A 21,338-nucleotide genomic window follows, 5' to 3' on the forward strand; every position below is an offset into this window, starting at 1 on the left:
CGGCCGATGGCGACCGGCGGCCCGAGGTACCTCCCTCACGACCCTGTCGAACGCTACGCGCTCCTCGCCGGCCTTGCCCTTTCGCTCGCCTTCTTCGTCGTACTGGCCATCGTCTGGGCGGCGGACGAGGCCGCCGGGCGCGCCATGCTCGTGCAGGCCGTCTCCCACTTCTTCATCGGCCGCGAGACGAGTGTGTCGGTCGGCCTCGCGGGCGGCCTCTCGCCGCTCCTCACCGCGTTTGGCGCCGTTGCGCACGACGCCGCGGTGCTCCTCATCGGCTACCCGATGGCCTGCGCCCTCGGTCGGGGCGCCCTGAAGATCCCGTTCATCCACCGCTTCATCGAGAAGCCTGGGGACAAGCTCGATGCGTTCGCCCAGCGGACCGAGGCCGCGGGCATCACCATCCTCGCGCTCAGCCTCTGGATCCCGTTCTTTCCAGGCGGCGCCCTCATCGCGAGCCTGATCGGCCGCGCCGCGGGTTACCGTCCCGCGATCCTCGTGCCGGTGCTCGCGGCGAGCGCCATCATCTCGGTCGCGGCATGGACGCTCTTCGCCGCCTACGTGTTCGAGAGCGTCGAATCGCCGACGCTCAAATGGGGTCTCGTGGGCGTCGCGGCCGCGATCGGCGCGATCGTGGCCGTCGCGATCGCGATCCGGAAACGCCGGGCCGCGAAGGCTCAGTAGCCGCCCGCTTCCAGGATCTCCCGGATGCGGCGGGACGCGTCGCCCGCGCCGAAACGCGCGCTCGGGGGCTTGGCCGGCGTGAACGAGCGCCCGGCCTCGACGATCCTGCGGCGATCGCTCCCGACGAGCACGTTCCAGCCGTCTTCGACCGTCTCCGTCCACTCCGTGTTCTCGCGGAGCGTCACGCACGGCACCCGCAGGAAGTAGGCCTCCTTCTGCACGCCGCCCGAGTCCGTCAGGATGCGCTTCGCGCCCGCTTCGAGCGCGACGAACTCGAGATAGCCAGCGGGGGGCACGATCCGCACGTTTCGCGGAATCGCGAGACCGAACTGGTCGATGCGGGCCTTCGTCCGCGGGTGGAGCGGGAAGACGATCGTCTCGCCGATCTCGCCGAAGGCCGCGAGGATCTCCTTGAGCGCGGCCGGGTCGTCCGTGTTCGACGGGCGGTGGATCGTGGCAAGGAGGTAGGATTTGGGCGCGAGGCCGTGGGATCCGAGGACGTCGCGCTTGCGCGCGGCCTCGGCGGCGTCGCGGTGCGCCTCGATCATGACGTCGCCGACGAGATGAACGTTCTTCGTGATCCCCTCCGCGGCGAGGAGCCGCACCGCCGTCTCCGTCGGCGCGAAGAGCACGTCGGAGGCGTGGTCCGTCAGGATGCGGTTGATCTCCTCGGGCATCGCGCGGTCGAAGCTGCGCAGCCCCGCCTCGACGTGGGCGACCTTGATGTGCAGCTTCGCGGCCGCAAGCGCCGCCGCGATCGTTGAGTTCGTGTCGCCGTAGACGAGGACAAGGTCGGGCTTCTCGGCGACGAAGACGCGCTCGAGGCCGGCGAGCATCTCGCCCGTCTGGGCGCCGTGCGACCCGGACCCGACGCCGAGGTTGTGGTCCGGGCGCGGAATGCCCAGCTCATCGAAGAAGACCTGGCTCATCGCATGGTCGTAATGCTGGCCCGTGTGGACGAGCACCACGTCGTGCTTCGTGCGGAGCTCGCGCCCGACGGGCGCCTCCTTGATGAACTGCGGGCGCGCGCCGACGACGCTCGCGATCTTCAAGCCGAACCCCCTTCGAGGCCGCGACCGACCGCAGAAACGGCGAAGCCCGCCTTGCGCGCGGCCTCCGCGGAAACCGTGTTTCGGCCGTCGACGAGGACACGCGTGCGCGCGAGCTTCGCGAGGCGGCCCCAATCGAGCGCGCGGTACGCGGCGTGGGCCGTCGCGAGGACGATGACGTCGGCGTCCTTCACGACCGTCTCGAGGTCGGCCTCCACGGGGAATTCCTCGAGCCGCTTCGCGAACGGATCGTGGATCGCGACCGTCGCGCCCTTCGCCGCGAGCGCCCGCGCGAGCGGGAGGGTCGGGGCGTGGCGCGTGTCGTCGGAATCGGGAAGATACGAGGCGCCGAGGATCGCGACACGGCTCCCCGCGACCGACCCGCCCGCGCGGACGAGGGCGCGCTCGACGAGCGCGGCCGCGGCCTGCGGCGCGGCCTCGTTCACGGCGCGGGCGCGCACGATGAGCTCCGGCGTATAGCGGCCCTTCGTGCCGTGCGCGAGGAGCCACGGGTCCTTCGGGATGCAGTGCCCGCCGACGCCGAGGCCGGGGAGATGCACGTGCCTCTCGGGCACCTTGTTCACGAGCTCGCGCACGCGCCACGCGTCCGCGCCAAGCGTCTCCGCGATGCGGGCGAGCTCGTTCGCGAACGCGATCTGCACGTCGCGGTACGTGTTCTCGGCGGTCTTCACGAGCTCCGCCGTGAGCATGTCCGTCGTGTCCAGGTCGGCCGACACGATGCGGCGGTAGATGCGCGACGCGCGCTCGGCCGCCGCGGGGGTGACGCCGCCCACGACGCGCGCGAGCGTCGTGAGATTCTTGAGGAGCTTCCCCGGCATGACGCGCTCGGGGCAGTGCACGAGGTCGAAGTCGCGACCCGCGACAAGGCCCGACGCCTTCTCGAGCGTGGGCCGCGCGAGCCGGTCCATCGTCGTCGGCGCGATGGTGCTTTCGACGATGACGAGCATACCCTTCCGCAGCCGCTTCCCGACGTCGCCGAGCGCGGCGGCGAGGTGGGTGTAGCGGGGCTCGAACGCCTCGACGTCGAACGGCGTCTGCACGTTCACGAACACGACGTCCGCCTGCGCGATCGCTTCCGGGTCCGTCGTCGCGCGGAGGCGTCCCGCGGCGACCACGCGGGCGAGCAGCTCCGGAAGGCCCGGCTCGTTACCCTGGATGGGGTATCGGCCCGCGTTCACCGCGTCGACCTTCGCGCGATCGAGGTCGAGGCCCGTCACGTCGTACCCGACGTCCGCGAGCTTCGCGGCGACGGGGATGCCGACGTAACCAAGGCCAATGACGACGACGCGCCGGTCTTCCACGGCGACGCGATGCGCCATCGCTCCCTTAAGCGTTGGTGGTTCTTCCGCTCGGATGCCGAGCATCGACGGCGGGGTCAGAACGGCCTTCCGGGGGGCGCGCGTGAGTCCGCCCGGTGAGCCGCATGAAGCTCTCACGTTGGATGATGGTCGCGGCCCTCGCGGGGGCCGCGTGGAACTGGTATCGGAAGAACCGGGCCGAGGAGCGCGTCGAGACGACCGTCTGACGCTCGATCAAAGCCTCCATCCACGGAGTTGAAGGCGGGCGGCGCGGAACCCCGGGCGTGGTGCCCGTGTCCGCCCGCTCGGCCTTCCGCTCCGCGCTCCTCGCGCTCGTCCTTCTCACGCCGCTCGCCGCCGCGCAGGACCCCGTCGCGTACGCCGCCGGGGCCGCCGCGGAGGCCGCCGCCGACCCCGCCGGCTTCGCGCAGGGCCGCGCCGCCGACCCCGCCCAGGACGTCGTCTTCGCGCTTTGCGTCGCGCACCGCGCAACGGGCCTCACCCCTGACACCTGTCCCATCCCCCCGGCCCCGAGCGACGAGCCGCCCGCCGCCGAACCCGCGCCCGTCGACCCGGTGAGCGAGCCCGTCGCCGGCGCGCAGGACGTCGCCGACGCCGCCCAGGACGCCGTCGACCGCATCGCCAAGGATCCGACCTCGGCCCCCGACGTCCTCGTGGGCCTCGTTGCGACGGTCCGCCAGTTCGTCACCGACCTCCTCGGCCTCCCGCTTGCCGCCCTCGATGCCGCCACGGCGTCGGCGCGCGGCGCCGCCGACGGCGCGCTCGCCGCCGTCGCGGGCCTCGCGGGCGCCGGCGCCGACGCGCGCGACGCGACGCTCGGCGCGTCCGACGCGGCCACGGCCGCGGCGAAGGGCGCGCTCGCGGGCGGCGCGGACGCCGTCGCCGCGGTCGCGGAGGCTGCGCTCGACGCGGTGAAGGGCGCCGTCGAGACGGTGAAGGCGCTCCTTTCGCCCGCCCGCGGCGCGGCGCCCGACCGGGTCATCCGCGACGGGGCGCCGGTCGACGGCGCGACGCGCGAGGCGAACGGGCTCCTCGAGGGCGCGCTTGGGCTCGTCGGCTAGGCGCGTCGCATCCGCGCCGCGTCGAGCGTGTTCGCGAGGACCATCGCGATGGTCATCGGGCCCACGCCGCCCGGAACGGGCGTGATCGCGGAGGCGACGGCCGAGACGGGCGCGAAATCCACGTCGCCGACGAGGCGCGAGCCCTTCGGCGCCGTGGCGTCGGGCACGCGGTTGATGCCGACGTCCACGACGACGGCGCCGGGCTTCACCATGTCCGCCTTCACGAACCCGGGGACGCCGATCGCCGCGACGAGGACGTCGGCGCGGCGCGTGTGCGCGGCGACGTCGCGCGTGCGCGAATGGGCGACGGTCACCGTCGCGTCGATGCCCTTCGTGAGGAGAAGGGCCGCGAGGGGCTTCCCGACGATGGTGGAGCGGCCGAGGACGACGACGTCCTTGCCTTCGAGCGGGACGCGCTCGCGCGCGAGGAGCTCCACGACGCCGCGCGGGGTCGCGGGCACGAAGCGCGGGTGGCCTTCGAGGAGGAGGCCCTGGTTGATCGGGTGGAAGCCGTCCACGTCCTTCCCGGGGGAGACGGCGGCGAGGACCTTGCGCGCGTCGATCTGTTTCGGGAGCGGCATCTGCACGAGGATGCCGTCCACCGCGTCGTCCGCGTTCAGGCGCGCCACGACGTCGAGCACCTCGCGCTCGGTCGCGGTCGCGGGGAGCTTGATCGTCGAGGCGCGGATGCCCGCTTCGCGGGCGGCGCGGTCCTTGCTCGCGACGTAGACTTCGCTCGCCGGGTCGTTCCCCACGAGGACGACCGCGAGGCCCGGCGCCGCGCCGCTCCCGGCGAGTCGCTTCACGCCCTCCGCGACCTCCGCGCGCACCGTCTCGGCGACGCGGCGGCCGTCGAGGAGGCGCGCGCTCATCGCCCGCGGCCTCCGCGGCGGTCGGCGCTGCGGGCCGCGCGCTCCTCGTCCTTGTCGAGCGTCTCCTCGGGGGGACGCAGCGGGATGCCGAGCGCCTTCGCGCGCTTGTAGTTGCGCTCCTTGCGGGCCTTCTCGCTCTCGGGGAGCTGCGTGGGCCGCGCGAAGAGGCGCGTGACGTCGCGCGCGACGGCGGTGCCGCGGCGCATGAGGCGCTGCGTGGTCTTGATGCCGTGGACGGTGACGCGGAGGCGGCCGAGGACGAACTCCTGGCCGACCGCGACCTCGGTCGCGGGATCCACGACGATGTCCTTCGCGATCGTCTTGTCGCCCATGTTCACCGTGAAGCGCAGGCGGACCTCCTCGAAGTCCTTGAGCCAGAGGGTGAGGATGCGCGAGGCCTCGGCGCTCCCGACGCGCTTCGCGCCCGCAAGCTCGATGCCCGTGACGACGGCCGCGCGGCCGTCCACGATGAAGTCGTCGCCCTCGGAGACGACGTCGTCCCCCGGGATCTCGATGGAGGTGCGCGCGCTCGTGGCGCCGCGGCTCACGATGGCGGGGATCTTGACCTCGGGCGCCTCCTTGACGACGACGCGGTGCGTGGTGCCGCATTCCTCGCAGGTCACGGTCGCTTCGAGGGTGAAGCCGCGGCGCGCGCCGACGCGGCCCGAGACGACCTTGTGGACGGTCTCCTCGCCGCAGCCCTTGCAGCGGACCTCGACGGACTTCGGTACGCCGGGGGCGGACCCTTCGTCCTCCTCGTCGACCTCCTCGACCTCGAAATCCTCGAAGTCTTCCTCGGCCGGGGTCTCGCGACGGGGCATGGGCGCGCCTAGGAGGGTGCCTGCGATAAGGCTTTGGGCGGCCGCATCACCGCGCCCAGGGGCGGCCCCGGAGCACGCCGCGGTCCCGGTCGAGCCGGTCGAGCGCCTGGCGCGCGAACGGGTTGAGCGTGACCTCGTAGGCCTCGCGGGCGGGCATCCAGCGAGCCTCGGCGATCTCGTCCGGGTCGAGGTCGAGCGCTTCCGTGACGGCGCGCGCGAGAAACATGTGGCCGCGCATGAAGTAGGGGCTCGCGAAGCGCTCCGAGTAGACCCCCAGGAGGGCCTCGACCTCGATCGCGAGGCCCGTCTCCTCCTCGATCTCCCGGACCACGCTCTCCTCGGGGGACTCGCCGTACTGGACGAAACCGCCCGGGATGTTCCACATCCCCTTCGTGAAGCCGCGGCTCGCCTTCACCATGAGGACCTCCGCCGTCCCGTCGCGGCCCGCGCGCACGACGAGGGCGCCGCTCACCTCGCGGACGAGGCTCGCGTTCACAGCCCTCTGGACGAGGGGGTCCACGTTCGAAAGGGCCGGGACGCGGTCCTTCGGGATCCAGTGCCGGGGCCACGCGTCGAGCCGGGGGACGCAGTACCAGACCACCGTGTCCTCGAAGCGCATCTCGACCTTCCGGTCCGCCTCGAACGGGATCTCCTCCGGGCGCGGGAAGGTGAGGACGCCGTCGCGCTCGACGAGGTACACCATCCCGTCGTGCTCGACGTAGAGGAGCGTCCGGCCCGGCACGAATCGGCCATCCGTGGCATGGCACAAAAGGACGACGGGCGCCCGAGGGCCGGCGGTCCGCGGCGCCCGCGGGGCCGTTGCGCGCGGACATATAGGGGGCGCGCCGAGTCGGGGGCGTGCGTCGCGACGCCCGCGGATTCGTGCTGTTCCTGGCGGCCCTCGCCCTTCTCGCCTGGGCCGGGGCGAACGGCGGCCCCGCGGCGCGCGCCTTCATGGGCCTCCCGTGACCGCGGGCCCCGGTTCCCATTGTTCCCCTCGGGGCGGTTGGCCGGATCACACGATCGTCGGCGCTTCATAAGGCATGCCCGGGGAACACCCTCTGTGTCCGTCCGAACGCTCGGGCGGACCGAGGTGGAAACCGCATGAACACCAGGCTCGTCATCCTCGCCGCGGCCGCGCTCTTTGTCACGAGCGCCTTCGTGCCGGCGGCCAGCGCTCAATCGCAACTGAACGTCCGGAGCGTGGGCGAGATCTTCGTCGATGCCGCGGGTCTCGCGAGCGGCTCCAACGTCGCCGCGAGCATCACCGAATCGCGCGGCGTGCTCGAAGGCTACCAGGCCCTCGCGCTCGGCGTCAAGGTCTTCAACAAGGTTTCCATCGACGGCTTCTCGCAGGCCGAGAAGATCCGCGGCGTCGGATCCTCCGCCCTCACCCTCAAGGGCTCGAACGCGATCGTGTCGATGCACGACAACATCAACGGCGCGATGCGGATCGAGGCCGTCTCGGACGCGATCGTCCGCTACGACCTCGCGCACGCCATCCAGCCCGAGCTCAGCGCGTCCCGCAAGATCGCCGACCTCTGGAGCGGCGCTTCCTACGTCGGCAGCCTCGTCGTCGTGGGCGCGAACGGCCCCGCGAGCGAGGCCGAAGGCTTCCGCATGGACGCCCGCGGCAACCTCGTCGCGACCCTGAAGCCCGGAAGCGAGGTCGCCTTCCAGGCCCGCCCCGTCTACCTCGCCGACAAGGCGTACGTGAACGCGCTCACCTCGGCGCTCGCGAACGGCCGGCTTTCGAGCCACGTCGTCACGGAGCTTTCGGGCAACACGCAGGCCCACTCCGCGATCGACTACCTCGCCGGCTTCCAGACCTCGACCTCGACGGCGGTCCCCGGATCCGTCGAGACGTCGCTCCGTGCGACGGCCGCGAGCGCGAAGCCCGCGATGCTCTCCTACGATCTCGCCTACGAGTCGCTCGGCGCGCCGGCCTCCTCGGCGGCCGTGTACGTGAACGGCGCGCTCGCGAAGCGCGTCGACTCGGCGGCCCGCGTCGAGGACGCGCTCCGCCAGGGCCAGGCGGCCTTCTTCGCCGAGACGCACGGCGGTCGCACGCTCGTCCTCGTCTCGACGCCCTCCTTCTCCGCGTCGGCCCAGCACCAGATCTCGATCACGGCGAATCCCCTCCGCGAGGGCGACGCCTCGAGCGCTGTTCAGGCCCGATCCGAGGCCCGCGCCGCGCGCGAGGCGGCCGTCTCGGGCTCCTTCAGCCTGTTCGACAACGGCAAGCTCGCGGGCGCCTTCGCCACCGGCCTCGTGAACAAGTCCGTGGTCGCGGTCCACGACTTCACGATCCTCGAGACGCGCACGAACGTCTTCGAGAGCGTCAAGGTGGACGACTCGGGCATCGCGTCCTTCGGCGTCGACGGCGCCCACGCGATCTCGATCCGCGGTCTCAAGGCGGACCTCAAGCTCTACGACGACGCCTACGCCACGCTCGTCCTCGACGCGCGCGGCGAGGCGAAGGGCGCGTTCACGCTCGCAAAGGACGTCAAGGCGCGCCTTGTGTCCGAAAGCGTCGCCTTCCTCGAGGGCCCGAACGGCTTCGAGGGCCACATCGTCCTCGTGCGCTCCGACGGCGCCCCGACGGCGTCGTCCCGCTTCATGCTCTCGGGCGCCTCGCGGCTCGATGCCGAGCTCGAAGAGGGCGCGCGCGTCATCTTCCGCTCCGGCCACGCGGCCGAGGAGCGCGCGACGGACGCGATCCTCGCCCAGGCGGTCGCCGACGGCAAGATCGGCAGCCACGTGCTCGCGGGCTTCAACTCCGACAAGATCGCGCACCACGCGATGGCGTACTACGAGAGCGCCGAGCTCAAGATCAACAAGGCCCAGCGCGGCGCCTTCGAGATCGACTACCACGCGGGCACCCGCGCGGCCTCGAGCTTCGTGTTCGACAGCCGCGGGTCGAGCCTCGCCGCGAAGTCGCCCCGCGACATCGCGGTGACCGTCGCCGGCAAGGGCGCGGTCGCGGTGGGCTCGCTCGACGAGGTCCTCGCCCAGACGCCGTATCCCAAGTACTTCGTCGACACGACGCTCAGCGCGGACCCGCGGATCGTCGTCAACGCCGGCGAGGCCGCGGCGGGCAACGCGCTCGTCGTCATCCGCAGCCGCATCGACGAGACGGCCGCCGCGCTCACGCGCTCGGACGCCTTCGGCGCGTTCAAGCTGTTCTACGACGGCCGCGCGGTCGGCAACTTCGTGAGCCTGAAGTCCGACCAGAAGGCCGGCATCGTGAACGACTTCACGATGATCTCCACCGGCACGAAGGTCTTCGCCTCGATCGCCTCGGGCTCGAGCGGCTTCATCTCGTCCGGTTCGGACGGCGCGCCGCAGCTCCTCCTCGAGAACGCGGAGAGCAAGCTCGAGTTCAGCGACACGACGAGCGCCTACATGCGTGTCGTCGCGAAGAAGGCGAACGACGTCGGCTTCACCCTCGCCTCGGGCATCGAGGCGACGCGCGCGAGCCCGTCGGTCGTCGAGATCGCCTCGGCGAACGGCGCCTACCTCGGCTCGATGATCATCACCAACCTCGACGGTCGCCCCGCCCCGGGCAGCGCCTTCGAGCTGCTCTCGATGGGCCGCGTCAAGGCCCACCTCGAGGAGGGCAGCCAGATGATCTTCCGCACGCACTTCGGCATCGAGACGGAGCTCTCGAACGCCGAGCGCTCGATGATCAACGACGCGGTCGCGCGCGGCGCGGTCGCGGGCCACGTCCTCGTGCAGAGCGGCCACGCCCTCTCCGCGAAGGGCATCCCGCGCGCGGCGAGCGGCGCGGCGAGCCTCGAGGCCGTCACCGGCCTCGATGCGGCCGGCCTCGACCTCGGCGCCGTGTCGAGCGTCGCGGCGGGCCACGAGGGCACCGTCACGACGGCGGTCACCTCGTCGTACTACAACACGATCCAGATGGTCACGGCGGCCACGAAGGACCGCGTGGACGTCACCGTGTCGAGCGCGGTCTCGGCCGGCAAGACGCTCATCGTGAGCCTCGACCGCGAAACCATCCAGGGCCTCGCGACCGGCGACGCGGAGATCCTCGTCGACGGCAAGCCCGTGAAGCAGGCTGCGAACTACGCCGACGTGCTCACCCCCGAGGGGAAGACGGACCCCGTCTACTACATCCTCGCGGGCGAGATGGGCACGCAGGTGCTCGTCGTCATCCCGCACTTCAGCACGCACACCGTGACGCTGAAGGAGCGCGACGCCGGCGCGCCGCCGATCTTCATGTACGCGACCATCTTCCTCGGCCTCCTCGTGGCGGCCGAGACCGTCCTGCTCGTCCGCCGGAGGGCGTAAAATGACCAAGAAGCTGAGCAACTACAACGCCGACGACCCGAACTGGGGACTTTTCGTCCACCAGGGCAACCGCGACCTCGAACAGCGCAAGAGCATCAAGGTGAAGCTCCCGATCCGGCAGCACATCAAGCTGCACGCGCTCAAGCTGTTCTCCGAGAACAACATCTCGGAGACGGTCGAGCGCGCGCTGGACGCGTACTTCGCGGAAATGAAGACGGACGGCGCGCCCGCCTCCGAAGGCTCGGGCGCCTCGCCCGGCCCCGGCGCGGTGGCGAACGCCCTCCCGCCGCACGGCGCGGTCGGCGCGAGCGGTCCCGCGACGGGCGGCGCCTCCCGCCCCGAGCGCTCCGGCTAGACGACGAACGCTAGACCCCCGCGGCGGCTCCAACACGCCGCGGGGGCTTGCCCCTCTTTTTTCTGGACGCGCCCGGCCAGCCGCGGCGCCGATGTCCCGCGACGTCAGGGCGTGGATCCGCCCCGCCGCCTCGCGCCACATCCATCGCCCTCATATCGGGGAAGCGCCCGAGCAGGCGCCGAAGCCATGCGCGCCGTGCACGTGAGCATCGAGTGGTGGTCGCCGCCCGCGAACGCGACCACGACGAGACGCGAGGTTCCGAACGAGCGCGTGCGGAAGAAGGTCGAGTCGATGCTCGCGGAGATCGCGCCCCTCCTCAACGAGTACGAGGCCTCGCTCTACGACATGTCGAACCTCGCGTCGAACGGGCTCGACTACCTCATGCCAAAGATCGAGCTGAACATCCCGCTCTACGAGGAGCGCGTGTCCTTCCGCCTCCGCATGATCCGGCTGGACCAGACGCAGATCTTCCTCGAGACGAAGAAGGGCGACGCGATCGCCGAGATCCGGCTGACGTGATCAGACCGGGCCGAGGATGCCGACGCGCAGGACAATGTCGAGCATCGAGAAGATGCAGAGCCCGATGAGCGCGAGCATCGGAATCGAGTCCTCGCGCGCGGCGATGCCGCCGACGAACGCGAGGAGGCCGAGCGCGTAGGGCCAGCCGCCGACCTCGCGCTGCGTGACGCCCGCGAGGAGGACGATGACCAGGAACGCGACGAGGGCGCTCCACGCGAGGACCGCCTTGGGCTCGCTCAGGGTTGCGAACCGTGCCATGATCCGGCGGAGTCGCATGGCCGTATATAACGGTTCGCGAGCGGCGGCCAAGCCCGCGCCCCGCGCGGATCGGCTCAACCCTCGGGGGGGCCGTCCGGAATCGAGGGCTCGACGAGGGCGGCGAGCTGGAGGAGGGATTCCTGCCAGCCCATCGTCGCAAACTCGACCGGGATCGCGGACGGGATGCCCGTCTGGGTGATCTGGACGAAGCAGCCCGCGCGCGTGGGACGGAGGTGGATCGAGACCTCCATCTCGCCCGGCAGGCCGGGGTCGTCGAACCGATCGACGTAGCGGATCGTGCGGTGGGGCTTCAGCTCGACGTAGTCTCCGCGGAAGCTGTGGCTCGTCCCCGTCCCGAAGTTCGTGAAGCTCATGCGATAGGATCCGCCGACGCGCGCGTCGATCTCGTGCACCTTGCCCGTGAAGCCATGGGGTGGCAGCCACTTCTCCATCGCGTCGGGTTCGAGGAACGCCCGGTACACGCGCTCGGGCGGCGCGCGCAGATGGCGCTCGAGAACGACCGTGTTCGCCGTCGCAGCCTCGTCGGATCTCGTCGTTGAACGCATGACGTCACGTCCCGGAGCCTTCGGTCGGCGCCCGCTTCGCGCAAGGCGCCCCGCGACAGGGGGCGGGAGGATGCTTCAGGATTTCTGGACGCCGACCGGCAAGGCCTCGCGCCGGGACGGCGAGCGACCTCGCGTCGACGAGCAAGCGCGCGCTGGCGTCAGCTCAGGAGGGCGACCCGGGCCCGCCCCCGAGGGAATCGAGCTGCAGGATCGGGCCTTGACCGTCGAAGGCGCGGCCCATGCGCTCGGGCGCGATCTCGCGGATGCCCCGGTATTCGAGGTCCACGATGAGGCCGCGCTCGCCGATGAACTTCACGTTCCAGCCGTAGCGTTGCGCGACCGCGTTGAACAGCACGAACTTCGAGGTGTTCGCCTGGATGCCGGCCCAGCGGCCCTCCTCGACCTTCGGGGGACCCGAGACGATGAGGTAGTTGTAGAGCGGACGGTTGCGGGCGCGCACGACGAGGAGGCGTTCGAGGTTGTACACCTCGTTCACCTGGGGGTTGAGGTAGCGGTTGACCTCGTCCTTCGAGATCCCGCTGCGCTCCGCGATGAGACGGAGCGTCTGGTCCTCGCCCGAGCGCTGGATCTCGCTCAGCGTGTCGATGAGCTTGAGGCAGTCGCGCTCCAGCTTCTCGACCGCGGGATTCGAGGCGGCCGGGGAGCCGGCCGGCGCCCTGGGGCGCATCACGCCGCCGCCGGGGGCCAGGGGCCGAGGGGACATGCGTCACCATGGGTTTGAGCGACTATAAAGATTCATTCCCTCCGGGAAACGACCATGGACAGAAGCCTTCATCGTCGGCGCCAGAGGACGCCGCCGAGCCCGAGGGCGACGACCGCGAGCGCGCCCGACGCCCACGTCCAGAGCCCCATCTCTTCGAAGCCCGCGCCGAAGGCCTGGCCCCCCGAGCGCGGCGCGGGCGCGAGCGTGACGATGCGCATCGCGGCGGCCTCGTAGGCGTGCACGGTGATCACGACGTCGAAAGAATTGCCCTTGTCCACCTCGGCGCGGTGCGGGTTGCCGACATCCTCGAGGCGGACCTCGAGGTGCCATGCGCCCGAGCCCGAGGACGACGCATAGGAAGCGAGCTTGGCGCGGAGGTCGTCCGCGTCTCGGGCCCGCACCGACATGGACTCGGGCGGTCTCGCGACGACGGCGCGCACGTCGAGCTTCCCCGACGCGGAAGCCACGGGCGACCCGGGCGCGCGGGACTTGTCGGGCATGTAGAGCGACGCGCTGAACGTGTCCGGGCCGGAGAGACCGACGGGGTCGTCCGTCTCGTTCCACGACACCGTGGCGGAGACCTGCGTGACGTTCATCGTCTCGACGCGCAGGCGCAGGAGCCGCGTCTCCCCCGGAACGAGATGGCCCGTCGCGGTGTACGTTTCGCGGGAAACGGACCACGTCACCTCGTAGGTCGCGAGGCTCTCGCCCTGGGCGAGCGCGCTGGGCGCGACGAGGAGGAGCGCGAGCGCGAAGGCTCGGAAGGGTCGGCAGGCCACGCGGAGAGGTCGGCCCGCGCGGTCATGAGCCCCGCGGGACGTCCGGAGGGCCCTAGTTCACCAGGCCCGCGAGACATCGAGCGCGTGATGCACCTCGACGAGCGCATCGCGCGACGGGTCCGAGAGCGTGAGGTCCGTGTGGCGCGCGATGTCCGCGAGCACGCGACGCGCCGCGGGGTCGCCGACGAGCCTCTCCACGAAATGCGCGTCGGGCGCGCCGACGACGAGGAACGCGTCTTCGTCGCCCGCGAAGAGCGCCGCTTCGCTCGCCCCCGCCCCGAGGAACGGGTCGGCGCGCCAACCGAGGGCGGCCGCCCGGAACGCCGCCGCGTGGCCCGGGAGGATGCGGAGGCCGAAGGCGAGCGGGATGCCTGCGCCCGCCGCGCCTTCGTGGAACGTCTCGGCGACGGCGAGGGACGCGGCGCGATCGGCCGAAAAATCGGAGTGGGCCGCCATGGCCTCGGCCGCCTTGCGCGTCTTCGAGGATTCGAAGAGGGCTTTCGCCGGCTCCTCGACCGCGCCTTCGAGGAGAAGCCACGCGGTCGATCCCTGGTAGAACAGGGCGAATCGGTCGAGCCCGACCTCCCGCGCGACGTCTTCCGTCAGCCCCACGGCGGCCTTGCGGAACGTGCCTTCCTCGCCCGGCCGCACGGCGATGCGGTAGAGACGGCGCGTCATGCGTCGGCGTCGGATGCGGCGATGCTTCAGCCTTGCCTCACGTTTCGAGGCGGTAGCGCAGGGTCGCGCCCGCGCCGCCGAGGGCCGCGAGCTTGAGGCCCGCCTCGTGGACGGCGCTCACGACGAGCGTGCGGCCGCCCGAGCGCTTCGCGAGCGCGAGCCATCGCTCCGCCGGTGTTTCGCCCTCGCCCCCGCCGCGCAGCATCGCGTCGGTGACGAGGAGCAGGTCGACGGCGCCCGCCTCGAGCGCGCGCTCTATCGCGACCGGACCGTAGGCGGCGGGCGCGTTCGTCGCGAGCGCCTCGAGGAAGCTCTCGACGGCGCGCGTCTCGAGCGCGACACGATTCTCCTTCGCGACGCGGTCCACGACGCCGCGACGGATCGCCTCCTGCACGCCCGCCATGCCGGCCTGGCCCGTGCCCTCGACCGCGGCGCCCTTCACGAGGTCGGGCTGCTTCGCGCGGGCGTGGTCCATGAACCGCTCCTTCGCGAACCCCGGCCCGACGATCATGAGCGGCGAGCTCTCGCCCCGGTAGTCCCTGAGCGCGAGGAGGATCTCGTCGAAGAACGCCTCCTCGTCGCGTCCCGACGACGCGAAGCGCTTGCCGGACTGGTGGCCGACGATGTCCGCCATCTTCTGCACGCCGTACTGGCGCAGGACCGCGACCACGGCCTCGTTCTCCTCGATCGCGAGGAAGGTGACGCGCGGCTTCTCGGTCGCGTCGATCGATTCCTTGAGGCGCAGGAGCTCGTGATCGCGCCAGCCGGACGGCTTCACGATCGCGAGGTCCACCCGCTCCTCGACGTTGAGGGTGTGGTACATGCCGAGGTCCTGCGGGCCCTCGACGATGGGGCCGAGCAGGCGAAGCCGGTTCGAGAACACGGCGAATTCGATCGTCTCCACGCGGATGGTGAGCGTCATCGTGCGCTTCTCGGCCTTGCCGGCGCGCGCCTTGTCCTTGTCTCCGAGATCGGGCGTGCGCTGCGTCACCGCCGTCGCGAGGTCGCCCTTCCGCACGATCTGCGCGAGATGGTAGAGATCGTCCATCGAGTCGGGACGCACGCGGACGAGGTTCGCCTGCGCGTCCTGATGGAGGATCCTCATGCGTCGACTCCCTGCGAGGCGACGACGCGGAGCGGCCCGGGCGGCAGGAGCGGCTGGATCTCCTCGACGGGCACGTCGAAGACCTTCGAGAGCGCGTTCGCGAGGTCGTTCGCGCCGCGCTCGCCGGGCTCGATCTCCAGCCACCGCTTCGCGCGCGTCTTCACCGCGGGCGGCGGTCCGCCCATGATCTTGCGGACGCCGTCGATCTCGACCTCGCCGACCGCGAGGCGGACGGAATGGTTCGCGTAGTTGCGCTTGCCGCGGATGATGAAGGCGCCCTTCGCGAGGAATTCGCCCGGGTTGGGCGTGCGCGACACCTGGGTCGGCGCGACCCAGTAGGCGTCCCCCGAGGCGAGGCCCGAGGCCCACGCCTTCGACATCGACACGGCGAAGGCCCCCGCCTCCGCGAGCGCCGCGTCGGAAACCCCGCCTTCGGCGTCCGCCTTCACGACAACGCTCGGCGCCCCGTGGATGTCGGCGTGCACGTAGCGATCGGCGTCGCCGAGGTGCTTCTTCACGAGCTTCTCGTTCGAGGACGCGTCGCGGCCGCCGAGGACGAGGTGGCCCGTGCTCGCGAGGAACCAGCGGTAGCCTTCGTACCAGAAGCGTTTCGTCGCCTTCGGCTTCGTGCGCGCGCGCTCGACCTCCGCGAGCACCTTCGCGCCCTCGGCTTCGAGGCGCCGCTTCTTGTCCTCCGTCATCGCGAGCGCGGTCGCGGCGCCCGCGAGCTTCTCGCGCGCCTTCTTCGCGCGCTCGTAGCAGGCTTCGGCGTTCTCCTGGACGCTCTTCGTGAGGTCGACCTTCACCCGCATCGGCCTTCCCTCGTAGTCCTCGACCGCGAGGGTCGCGGTGCCGTCGGCCGGATTCACCGATTCGATGGTCTTCGCGTCGGGGTGGCCGGCCTTGCGCGCCTCCTTGAGCTTGGCCTGCACGTCGGGCCAGCCGGACGCGCGCGCGGCCTCGATGAGCTTCGTCGCCACGCGCGAGACGACGTCGAAGTGCGCGTAGAGAAGGTCGCCCTTCTCGCGGTATTCGACGCCTTCGCGCTCGAACTTCTCGACCGCGGCCTTCTGGACCGCGAGCATGCGGTCGAGGCGGGCGCGCTCCTCGTTGAGCTTCTTCACGCGCGGGTCGACGCGTTCGATCACGGAGGGCGCGCCGAAGTAGGCGTCGAGCGCGTCGTTGAACGTCGGGAACGTCTCGACCTCGGCGCCCTCGTGCTCGGCGAGGCGAAGCGGCGCGACGTCCACCTTCTTGCCTTTCCGCTTGACGAGCACCGGCTCGAGCTCGCCGCGCTCGAACCGCGCGACGATGGCCTTGAGCGCGGCGAAGAGCGCCTCCTCGGCCTCGGGCGCGAGCTCCGCGACAGGCGTGTTCTTCGCGACGCCCGCGCGGGCGCAGATCTCCTCGGCCCATTGTCCGCCGAGGTTCAGCTCGGTCGCGAGCGTGCGAACGGCGTCGCTCGTGGATCCGCGGACCTTCTCGCGGAAGGCTTCGCGCGTGATCGTGAAGGGGTCGATGCGCTCGGGCGGAAAGACGAGGTCGGCCCCCGGGCGGATCTCGCGCGTCGCCCACGACTGGTGGCTCAACGGGACGATGATCTTCCCGCCTTTCGACAGGATCAGGTTGCCGTCGCTGAAGAACTCGAGGACGAGCGTGAAGACGCCCTCCTTGCGCTCGATCTCGATCTCGAGGACGCGGTCGAAGGCGTGCTGGCGGATGCCGATCACGCGCCCCCCGGAGAGATGGCGCCGCAGCGACATCGCGAACGGCGGCGGCTCGGCCGGGTTCTCGCGCGGGGTGCGCGTCAGGCACGCCCAGCGGCCGACGGCGACCGCGAGCTCGCGCTTCGTCGTGTCGTCGTCCGCGACCGCCCCCGAGGAGAGCCGGAAGCGCAGGAGCACCTCCTGGCGGGCCGGCTGGAACGCCTTGTCGAAGCGGCCGCCGACGAGCTGGCTCAGCTCGAGGGCAAGGGCCCGCACGTCGAAGGCGTTCATCTCCTCCTTCATGGGCGGGCGTAGAAGGGGGGACGGCAAGAAGGTTTGGAGATCAGGCGGACACGCGACGCCCCGCGCGCGCGAACGCGGCGAGCGCCGCGGCGAGGTCGTCGAGGCACGCGTCGGGGACGTAGAGCTCCTGTCCCCCGCGGCGCACGAGGCGCACGCCGCCCGCGCGCGATTCGACGAGGACCGTCTCGTTCCCGTGGCCGACGACCTGCTTTCCGACGAGGAGGGTGGTGGACATGCGCGTCCCTCGGATGCCGGGCCACCAACCGCGCGCGTCAAGACCGTCGCGGCGGGGGTAGGGAGAAAGTGCCCGGCCGGGAAGGGCAGGGTTTAGGCTCCCTCGGCCGATGCGGCCGCATGCCCTCCTCGCTTCCCGGCAAGGAGCTTCCGACCGACCCCGGCGACAATCCATGCTGGGTGTGCGGGCCGCGCAACCCCCTCGGCCTCCGCCTGAGGATGTTCGACGACGGGAAGGTCGTCCGCGCCCGGGCGGAGCTCGACGACCGCTACTGCGGCTGGCCCGGCACCGTCCTCGAGGGGGTCGTGTACGCGGCGATGGACGACGTCCTCTACTGGACGGCGTGGGCGCGGCTCCGGGAGCTCGTCCACACGGACGGCAAGCCCGAGGTCGCGTTCCCGGGCCGCGTGCGCACGAACGAGCCCTTCGTCATCGAAGCCCTCCACGTGGGCGCGCTCGCGGACGGGTGGCACCGCTTCGAGGCCGTCGTGCTCCAGCGGGAGACGGCGCAGGCGCGCATGGCGGTCCGCGCGCGGCTGCGCACCGTCGACGAGCTGAAGGCGCTCCTCGAGCTGCCCGACATGCCCCGCAGCCTCCAGGGGGACCTCGAGGCTGCGCTCGCGGCGCGCGGGTCCTGACCCTCACGGGCAGATCTGGCGCCACGAGTTGATCCACGTGTTGTAGAAGTTGTCCTGGCCATTCCACGTGTACTCGCGCCACTCAGCCTTGTTCGTGAAGGGGATGTAGAGACACTGCCCCTGGGTGGTGCGGACCGTGAAGCCCGGATACGTGGACATCTGGTACGTCGTGGGCCCGCCGCCGTAGTCGAAGTCGTGGCGGACGTAGACGTCGCTGTACTGCGTGTTCGAGGCCTGGGCGACGCCCATGGACTCGATGTAGTACGACCAGCTGAGGAGGTCCGTGAGGACCGCGCCGTGCGTGCCGCTGCGCGGGCCGACGGCGACCGAGAGCGTCGAGCCGCCGCTCGCGTAGGCGTTCGCGGGACCCCAGTCGACGAGGAGGTGCGAGCCGGGGTTGTAGTAGTTCACGTCGGACGTCATCCACGTGGTCGACGTGCGCCACTCGGTCCAATAGAGGTTGTAACCGGGGTTCGTGAGCGTCTCCATGTCGACGTTCCACCAATCGTAGGTGGAGGATCCGTCGGCGTTGTTCTGGTAGAAGCGGGCCGAGTAGCAGAGCTTGCCGTACGGCTCCAGCTCGTAACAGAAGGAGGCGGTCTGCTTGAGGGTCCAGTGCGCGGCGTGCGCCTGCGCCGTCCCGGTGGTCGTGCGCTCGGCGAGGGCGTGGCCCTCGAACCAGGCGACGGCGTCCGAGGCGAACTTCGCCGCGCGGATCTGCGGCGTGGCGTACGCGTGCGTGTAGGTCGCGATCGTGCCGGATGCGAGGACCGCGTAGGCCTTGCCGGCGTGGGCGGGCAGCGGGCGGCCCTCGGCGTCCATCGGGACGTCGCCCGAGGGGGAGACGCCGAGGTAGCCGTCAACCGAGCCGTCCGTGACGGCGAGGAGACGGTTCGACGCGAAGGCGGAGCCGAGGACTTCGCGGGCGCGGCCGCGGGCCTCGAGCTTCTCGACAGCGTCGGCGGTCAGGAGGAGACCCTTGTACTTCGAGACGGAGGTCCGCGTGAGCGTCGCCGGATCGACCTTCTCGGTCTTGCGACCCTTGACGTTCACGGCGTCCGAGACGCCATAGATGGACGAGTCCTCGTTCGCGCCGGCGGCCGGGAACTGGAACGCGGCGACGAGGAGCCCGATGGCGACCGCGGCCCAGAGGCCACGGAGGTTCGTGGTTCGCATCTGATGTTGCCCCCAATACGAGCCCACCCGGGATCCGGGCGAGCAAGCATGGATACTTCCCGGGGGAGCATAAAAGCCTTCTCAGCCAAGTTCTAGACATACCCCGCATTTGACAGGCTTTTTGATCGTCAAAAGGGTGCATGACAAAGTGCATATGGCCCGCTCGCCTACCTGAGGGCCATGGTAGGCCGCTCGCTGCGACGGACCGGATGGACCGTCGCCCTGGCCCTTCTGACGATGATCGCCCTCGTGGGACCCGCCGGGGCCCAGACCGGTTCAGGTCGCGCAACGCTGAGCGGCCCGATCGAGCTGGCGCAGGACCTCGTCGTCGGGTCGGGCGAGACCCTCGTCATCGCGCCCGGCGCGACGCTGACGGGCCCCGGCGCCCTCGTCGTGCACGGCGTCCTCGTCATGGACGGCACGGCCCAGAAGCCCATCACCTCCGCCGTCCAGGTCCGCCTGCTCTCCCACGCGGCCGAGACCTCGACGATCCGCCACACGCGCTTCTTCGACGTCCCCGGCGACGCGGTCGTCCTCCTCGAGGGCGCCCTCGTGATCGAGCACGCGCGCTTCGAAGGCGCCGGATCCGGCGTGCGCGCGACGCCCACGGAAACCTCGACCCTCACGATCACCGACAGCCTGTTCTCGACCCTTGCCGGCCATGCGGTCGCGCTCGCGGGCCCCATCGAGGCGACCCTCGCGTCCAACGTCTTCGACGGCAATGGACGCGGCCTCGTCGCGACGCTCGACGCGCCCGGCGCCATCGTGGCGCGCGGGAGCACCTTCGAGCGCAACGGCCAGGACGTGACCGCGACCGTCGCCGCCGCGACGGGCGGGGGCGCCACGCTCCTCCTCGCGGACAACGTCTTCAAGGGCATCCGCGCCACGGACCTGGGCGTCTCGCGCGATCACGCCGCGATCAGCGTCCAGTCCGACCTGCGCGCCCCCGCCGGCGCCTCGGCCCCGGCGGCCGAGGTCCGCCTCGTGAACAACCTCATCGCCGCGAACCCCATCGGCGTCCACCTGAGCGGCGCGGGCTTCCGCTTCGCAAGCGACCGCGACGTGTACGCGGGCAACGCGATCGGCCTCTCCGCGTACCTCTCGCAGGGCGCGGTCGCGAACGCGACGTTCACGAGCACGAAGTACGACCTCCACCTCCCCGGCCCCGCGACCGCGCTCGCGATCCGCGACAGCGCCTTCGACCCGTCGAAGGTCCACGTCGAAGGCCAGGGCGTCGCCGTCACGGACATCGCGGGCGAGATCCGCGCGGTCGTGGTGGCGACGGCCGTCACGGGCGGCGCGCTCGCGACGCTCTTCATCACGCTCACCGACGCGGGCCGTCAGCTCGCGTTCCGCGTGGCGCTGCCGTTCTACACGCGCATCCAGGCGAACGACCTCCTCGCGCACGACAAGCGCCGCAAGATCCTCGATTACATCGCCGCGAACCCCGGCATCCACATGCGCCGCATCGGACGCGCGCTCGAACTCTCGTACGGCACGCTCTCGTACCACCTGTACCGCCTCGAGCGCGAGGGCATCCTCACGACGCAGGAGTCCGGCCTCTTCAAGCGCTACTACACGGCCGCCGGCCGCCCGCGCGAGGCGGCGCGCGAGGCCCCGCCCGTCGCGGCGCTCCGCAAGATCGAGCGCGACGTGTTCGAGGACATCGCCGCGAACCCCGGCTCGACGCAGGCGCGCATCGCCGAGCGCCTCGGCCTCTCGCGCCAGGCGCTCCACTACCACATCAAGAAGCTCGAGCGCATGGGCTACATCTCGAAGGTCGCGCAGGGCCGAGAGACGTACTGCTACCCGAAGTCGCCCGACGGCGCGCCCCTCCTCGGCGATGCCGGCCAGGCGCCGCGGCTCCACAGCGACGAGCCGACGCCCGCGCCGCCCGCGGCGCTGCCCCGCCCCGCACAGAAGAACGAGGACGCCTGATCCTGTCGCCCACGCGGGCGACAGCGGAAGGTTGACTCCCGAAGGCCGGTCGCAGAGCCGGTCTTCGGAGAAACCCTTTATAGCCTGACGCGGAAGCCCGGCCGGCTGTTCCATGTCGCTCCATCGCGCGATCACGCTCGGCGTCGTCCTCCTCGCGCTCGGCGCCGTCGCGCTCCCCGCGGCCGTCGCCGTCCCCCCGCCCGCGTGGGCGACAGGATCAGGC

Annotated in this window: 21 protein-coding genes; 7 read left to right on the forward strand and 14 right to left on the reverse strand. The window is 71.3% G+C overall.

Going from position 1 to position 21,338, the window contains the following annotated elements:
• Positions 1-6 precede the first annotated feature (6 nt).
• The gene (locus tag VM889_12165) at positions 7-684 is read left to right on the forward strand and encodes a hypothetical protein (protein ID HVL49306.1); all 678 of its coding nucleotides are present in this window, start codon (positions 7-9) and stop codon (positions 682-684) included.
• Here VM889_12165 and wecB read toward each other — a convergent pair.
• Both wecB and VM889_12175 read right to left on the reverse strand, forming a co-directional pair.
• The gene (wecB, locus tag VM889_12170; GenBank protein ID HVL49307.1) at positions 678-1,736 is read right to left on the reverse strand and encodes a UDP-N-acetylglucosamine 2-epimerase (non-hydrolyzing); all 1,059 of its coding nucleotides are present in this window, start codon (positions 1,734-1,736) and stop codon (positions 678-680) included. The two genes, VM889_12165 and wecB, sit on opposite strands and share 7 nt — an antisense overlap.
• Positions 1,733-3,055, reverse strand: a complete 1,323-nt coding sequence (locus VM889_12175) for a nucleotide sugar dehydrogenase (GenBank protein ID HVL49308.1) — start codon at positions 3,053-3,055, stop codon at positions 1,733-1,735. Before VM889_12175 ends, wecB begins: the two co-directional genes overlap by 4 nt.
• 281 nt (positions 3,056-3,336) lie before the next feature.
• Here VM889_12175 and VM889_12180 point away from each other — a divergent pair, with 281 nt between their 5' ends.
• Entirely contained in the window at positions 3,337-4,134 is a 798-nt protein-coding gene (locus VM889_12180) for a hypothetical protein (GenBank protein ID HVL49309.1), read from the forward strand.
• Here VM889_12180 and folD read toward each other — a convergent pair.
• Genes folD through VM889_12195 form a run of 3 tightly spaced genes read right to left on the reverse strand, consistent with a single transcriptional unit; the run spans position 4,131 to position 6,569 of the window.
• Positions 4,131-5,006: a bifunctional methylenetetrahydrofolate dehydrogenase/methenyltetrahydrofolate cyclohydrolase FolD gene (folD, locus tag VM889_12185; protein ID HVL49310.1), complete on the reverse strand. Its 876-nt coding sequence runs from the start codon at positions 5,004-5,006 to the stop codon at positions 4,131-4,133. The genes VM889_12180 and folD overlap by 4 nt on opposite strands.
• Complete coding sequence (locus VM889_12190; protein ID HVL49311.1) at positions 5,003-5,827, reverse strand: HVO_0476 family zinc finger protein; 825 nt, start codon at positions 5,825-5,827, stop codon at positions 5,003-5,005. Before VM889_12190 ends, folD begins: the two co-directional genes overlap by 4 nt.
• A gap of 46 nt (positions 5,828-5,873) precedes the next feature.
• Positions 5,874-6,569: an NUDIX hydrolase gene (locus VM889_12195; GenBank protein ID HVL49312.1), complete on the reverse strand. Its 696-nt coding sequence runs from the start codon at positions 6,567-6,569 to the stop codon at positions 5,874-5,876.
• 362 nt (positions 6,570-6,931) lie between these two features.
• Here VM889_12195 and VM889_12200 point away from each other — a divergent pair, with 362 nt between their 5' ends.
• From VM889_12200 to VM889_12210, 3 genes are all read left to right on the forward strand, one after another.
• On the forward strand, positions 6,932-10,135 hold the full coding sequence (locus VM889_12200; protein ID HVL49313.1) for a hypothetical protein: 3,204 nt from the start codon (positions 6,932-6,934) through the stop codon (positions 10,133-10,135).
• A gap of 1 nt (position 10,136) precedes the next feature.
• Positions 10,137-10,490, forward strand: a complete 354-nt coding sequence (locus tag VM889_12205) for a hypothetical protein (protein ID HVL49314.1) — start codon at positions 10,137-10,139, stop codon at positions 10,488-10,490.
• A gap of 186 nt (positions 10,491-10,676) precedes the next feature.
• On the forward strand, positions 10,677-11,009 hold the full coding sequence (locus VM889_12210) for a hypothetical protein (GenBank protein ID HVL49315.1): 333 nt from the start codon (positions 10,677-10,679) through the stop codon (positions 11,007-11,009).
• Here VM889_12210 and VM889_12215 read toward each other — a convergent pair whose 3' ends face one another.
• The 8 genes from VM889_12215 to VM889_12250 form a co-directional block, all read right to left on the reverse strand.
• Complete coding sequence (locus tag VM889_12215; GenBank protein ID HVL49316.1) at positions 11,010-11,267, reverse strand: hypothetical protein; 258 nt, start codon at positions 11,265-11,267, stop codon at positions 11,010-11,012.
• Between the two features lie 74 nt (positions 11,268-11,341).
• Positions 11,342-11,833 carry an SRPBCC family protein gene (locus tag VM889_12220; protein ID HVL49317.1) on the reverse strand — a complete coding sequence of 164 codons (492 nt, stop codon included), beginning with the start codon at positions 11,831-11,833 and terminating at the stop codon, positions 11,342-11,344.
• Between the two features lie 163 nt (positions 11,834-11,996).
• Positions 11,997-12,557: a hypothetical protein gene (locus VM889_12225; GenBank protein ID HVL49318.1), complete on the reverse strand. Its 561-nt coding sequence runs from the start codon at positions 12,555-12,557 to the stop codon at positions 11,997-11,999.
• Positions 12,558-12,625: 68 nt separating this feature from the next.
• The gene (locus VM889_12230) at positions 12,626-13,336 is read right to left on the reverse strand and encodes a hypothetical protein (GenBank protein ID HVL49319.1); all 711 of its coding nucleotides are present in this window, start codon (positions 13,334-13,336) and stop codon (positions 12,626-12,628) included.
• 57 nt (positions 13,337-13,393) lie between these two features.
• A complete protein-coding gene (locus VM889_12235) occupies positions 13,394-14,014 on the reverse strand; it encodes a hypothetical protein (protein ID HVL49320.1) in 621 nt (206 codons plus the stop codon).
• Positions 14,015-14,051: 37 nt separating this feature from the next.
• Positions 14,052-15,119 carry an mRNA surveillance protein pelota gene (locus VM889_12240; protein HVL49321.1) on the reverse strand — a complete coding sequence of 356 codons (1,068 nt, stop codon included), beginning with the start codon at positions 15,117-15,119 and terminating at the stop codon, positions 14,052-14,054.
• On the reverse strand, positions 15,116-17,128 hold the full coding sequence (gene rqcH / locus VM889_12245) for a ribosome rescue protein RqcH (protein ID HVL49322.1): 2,013 nt from the start codon (positions 17,126-17,128) through the stop codon (positions 15,116-15,118). Before rqcH ends, VM889_12240 begins: the two co-directional genes overlap by 4 nt.
• 40 nt (positions 17,129-17,168) lie before the next feature.
• Positions 17,169-17,363 (reverse strand): hypothetical protein, encoded by a 195-nt coding sequence (locus VM889_12250; protein HVL49323.1) that lies wholly within the window; start codon positions 17,361-17,363, stop codon positions 17,169-17,171.
• A 119-nt stretch (positions 17,364-17,482) separates the two neighbouring features.
• On the opposite strand from VM889_12250, the gene VM889_12255 reads away from it, so the two are divergent.
• The gene (locus VM889_12255; GenBank protein ID HVL49324.1) at positions 17,483-18,001 is read left to right on the forward strand and encodes a hypothetical protein; all 519 of its coding nucleotides are present in this window, start codon (positions 17,483-17,485) and stop codon (positions 17,999-18,001) included.
• Between the two features lie 3 nt (positions 18,002-18,004).
• On the opposite strand, the gene VM889_12260 is transcribed toward VM889_12255, so the two are convergent.
• Positions 18,005-19,177, reverse strand: coding sequence for a hypothetical protein (locus tag VM889_12260; protein HVL49325.1), 1,173 nt, complete (start codon positions 19,175-19,177; stop codon positions 18,005-18,007).
• A gap of 180 nt (positions 19,178-19,357) precedes the next feature.
• On the opposite strand from VM889_12260, the gene VM889_12265 reads away from it, so the two are divergent.
• On the forward strand, positions 19,358-21,115 hold the full coding sequence (locus tag VM889_12265) for a winged helix-turn-helix transcriptional regulator (GenBank protein HVL49326.1): 1,758 nt from the start codon (positions 19,358-19,360) through the stop codon (positions 21,113-21,115).
• Positions 21,116-21,338 lie beyond the last annotated feature (223 nt).

Source organism: Candidatus Thermoplasmatota archaeon (genome assembly GCA_035540375.1).
Classification (GTDB): domain Archaea; phylum Thermoplasmatota; class SW-10-69-26; order JACQPN01; family JAJPHT01; genus DATLGO01.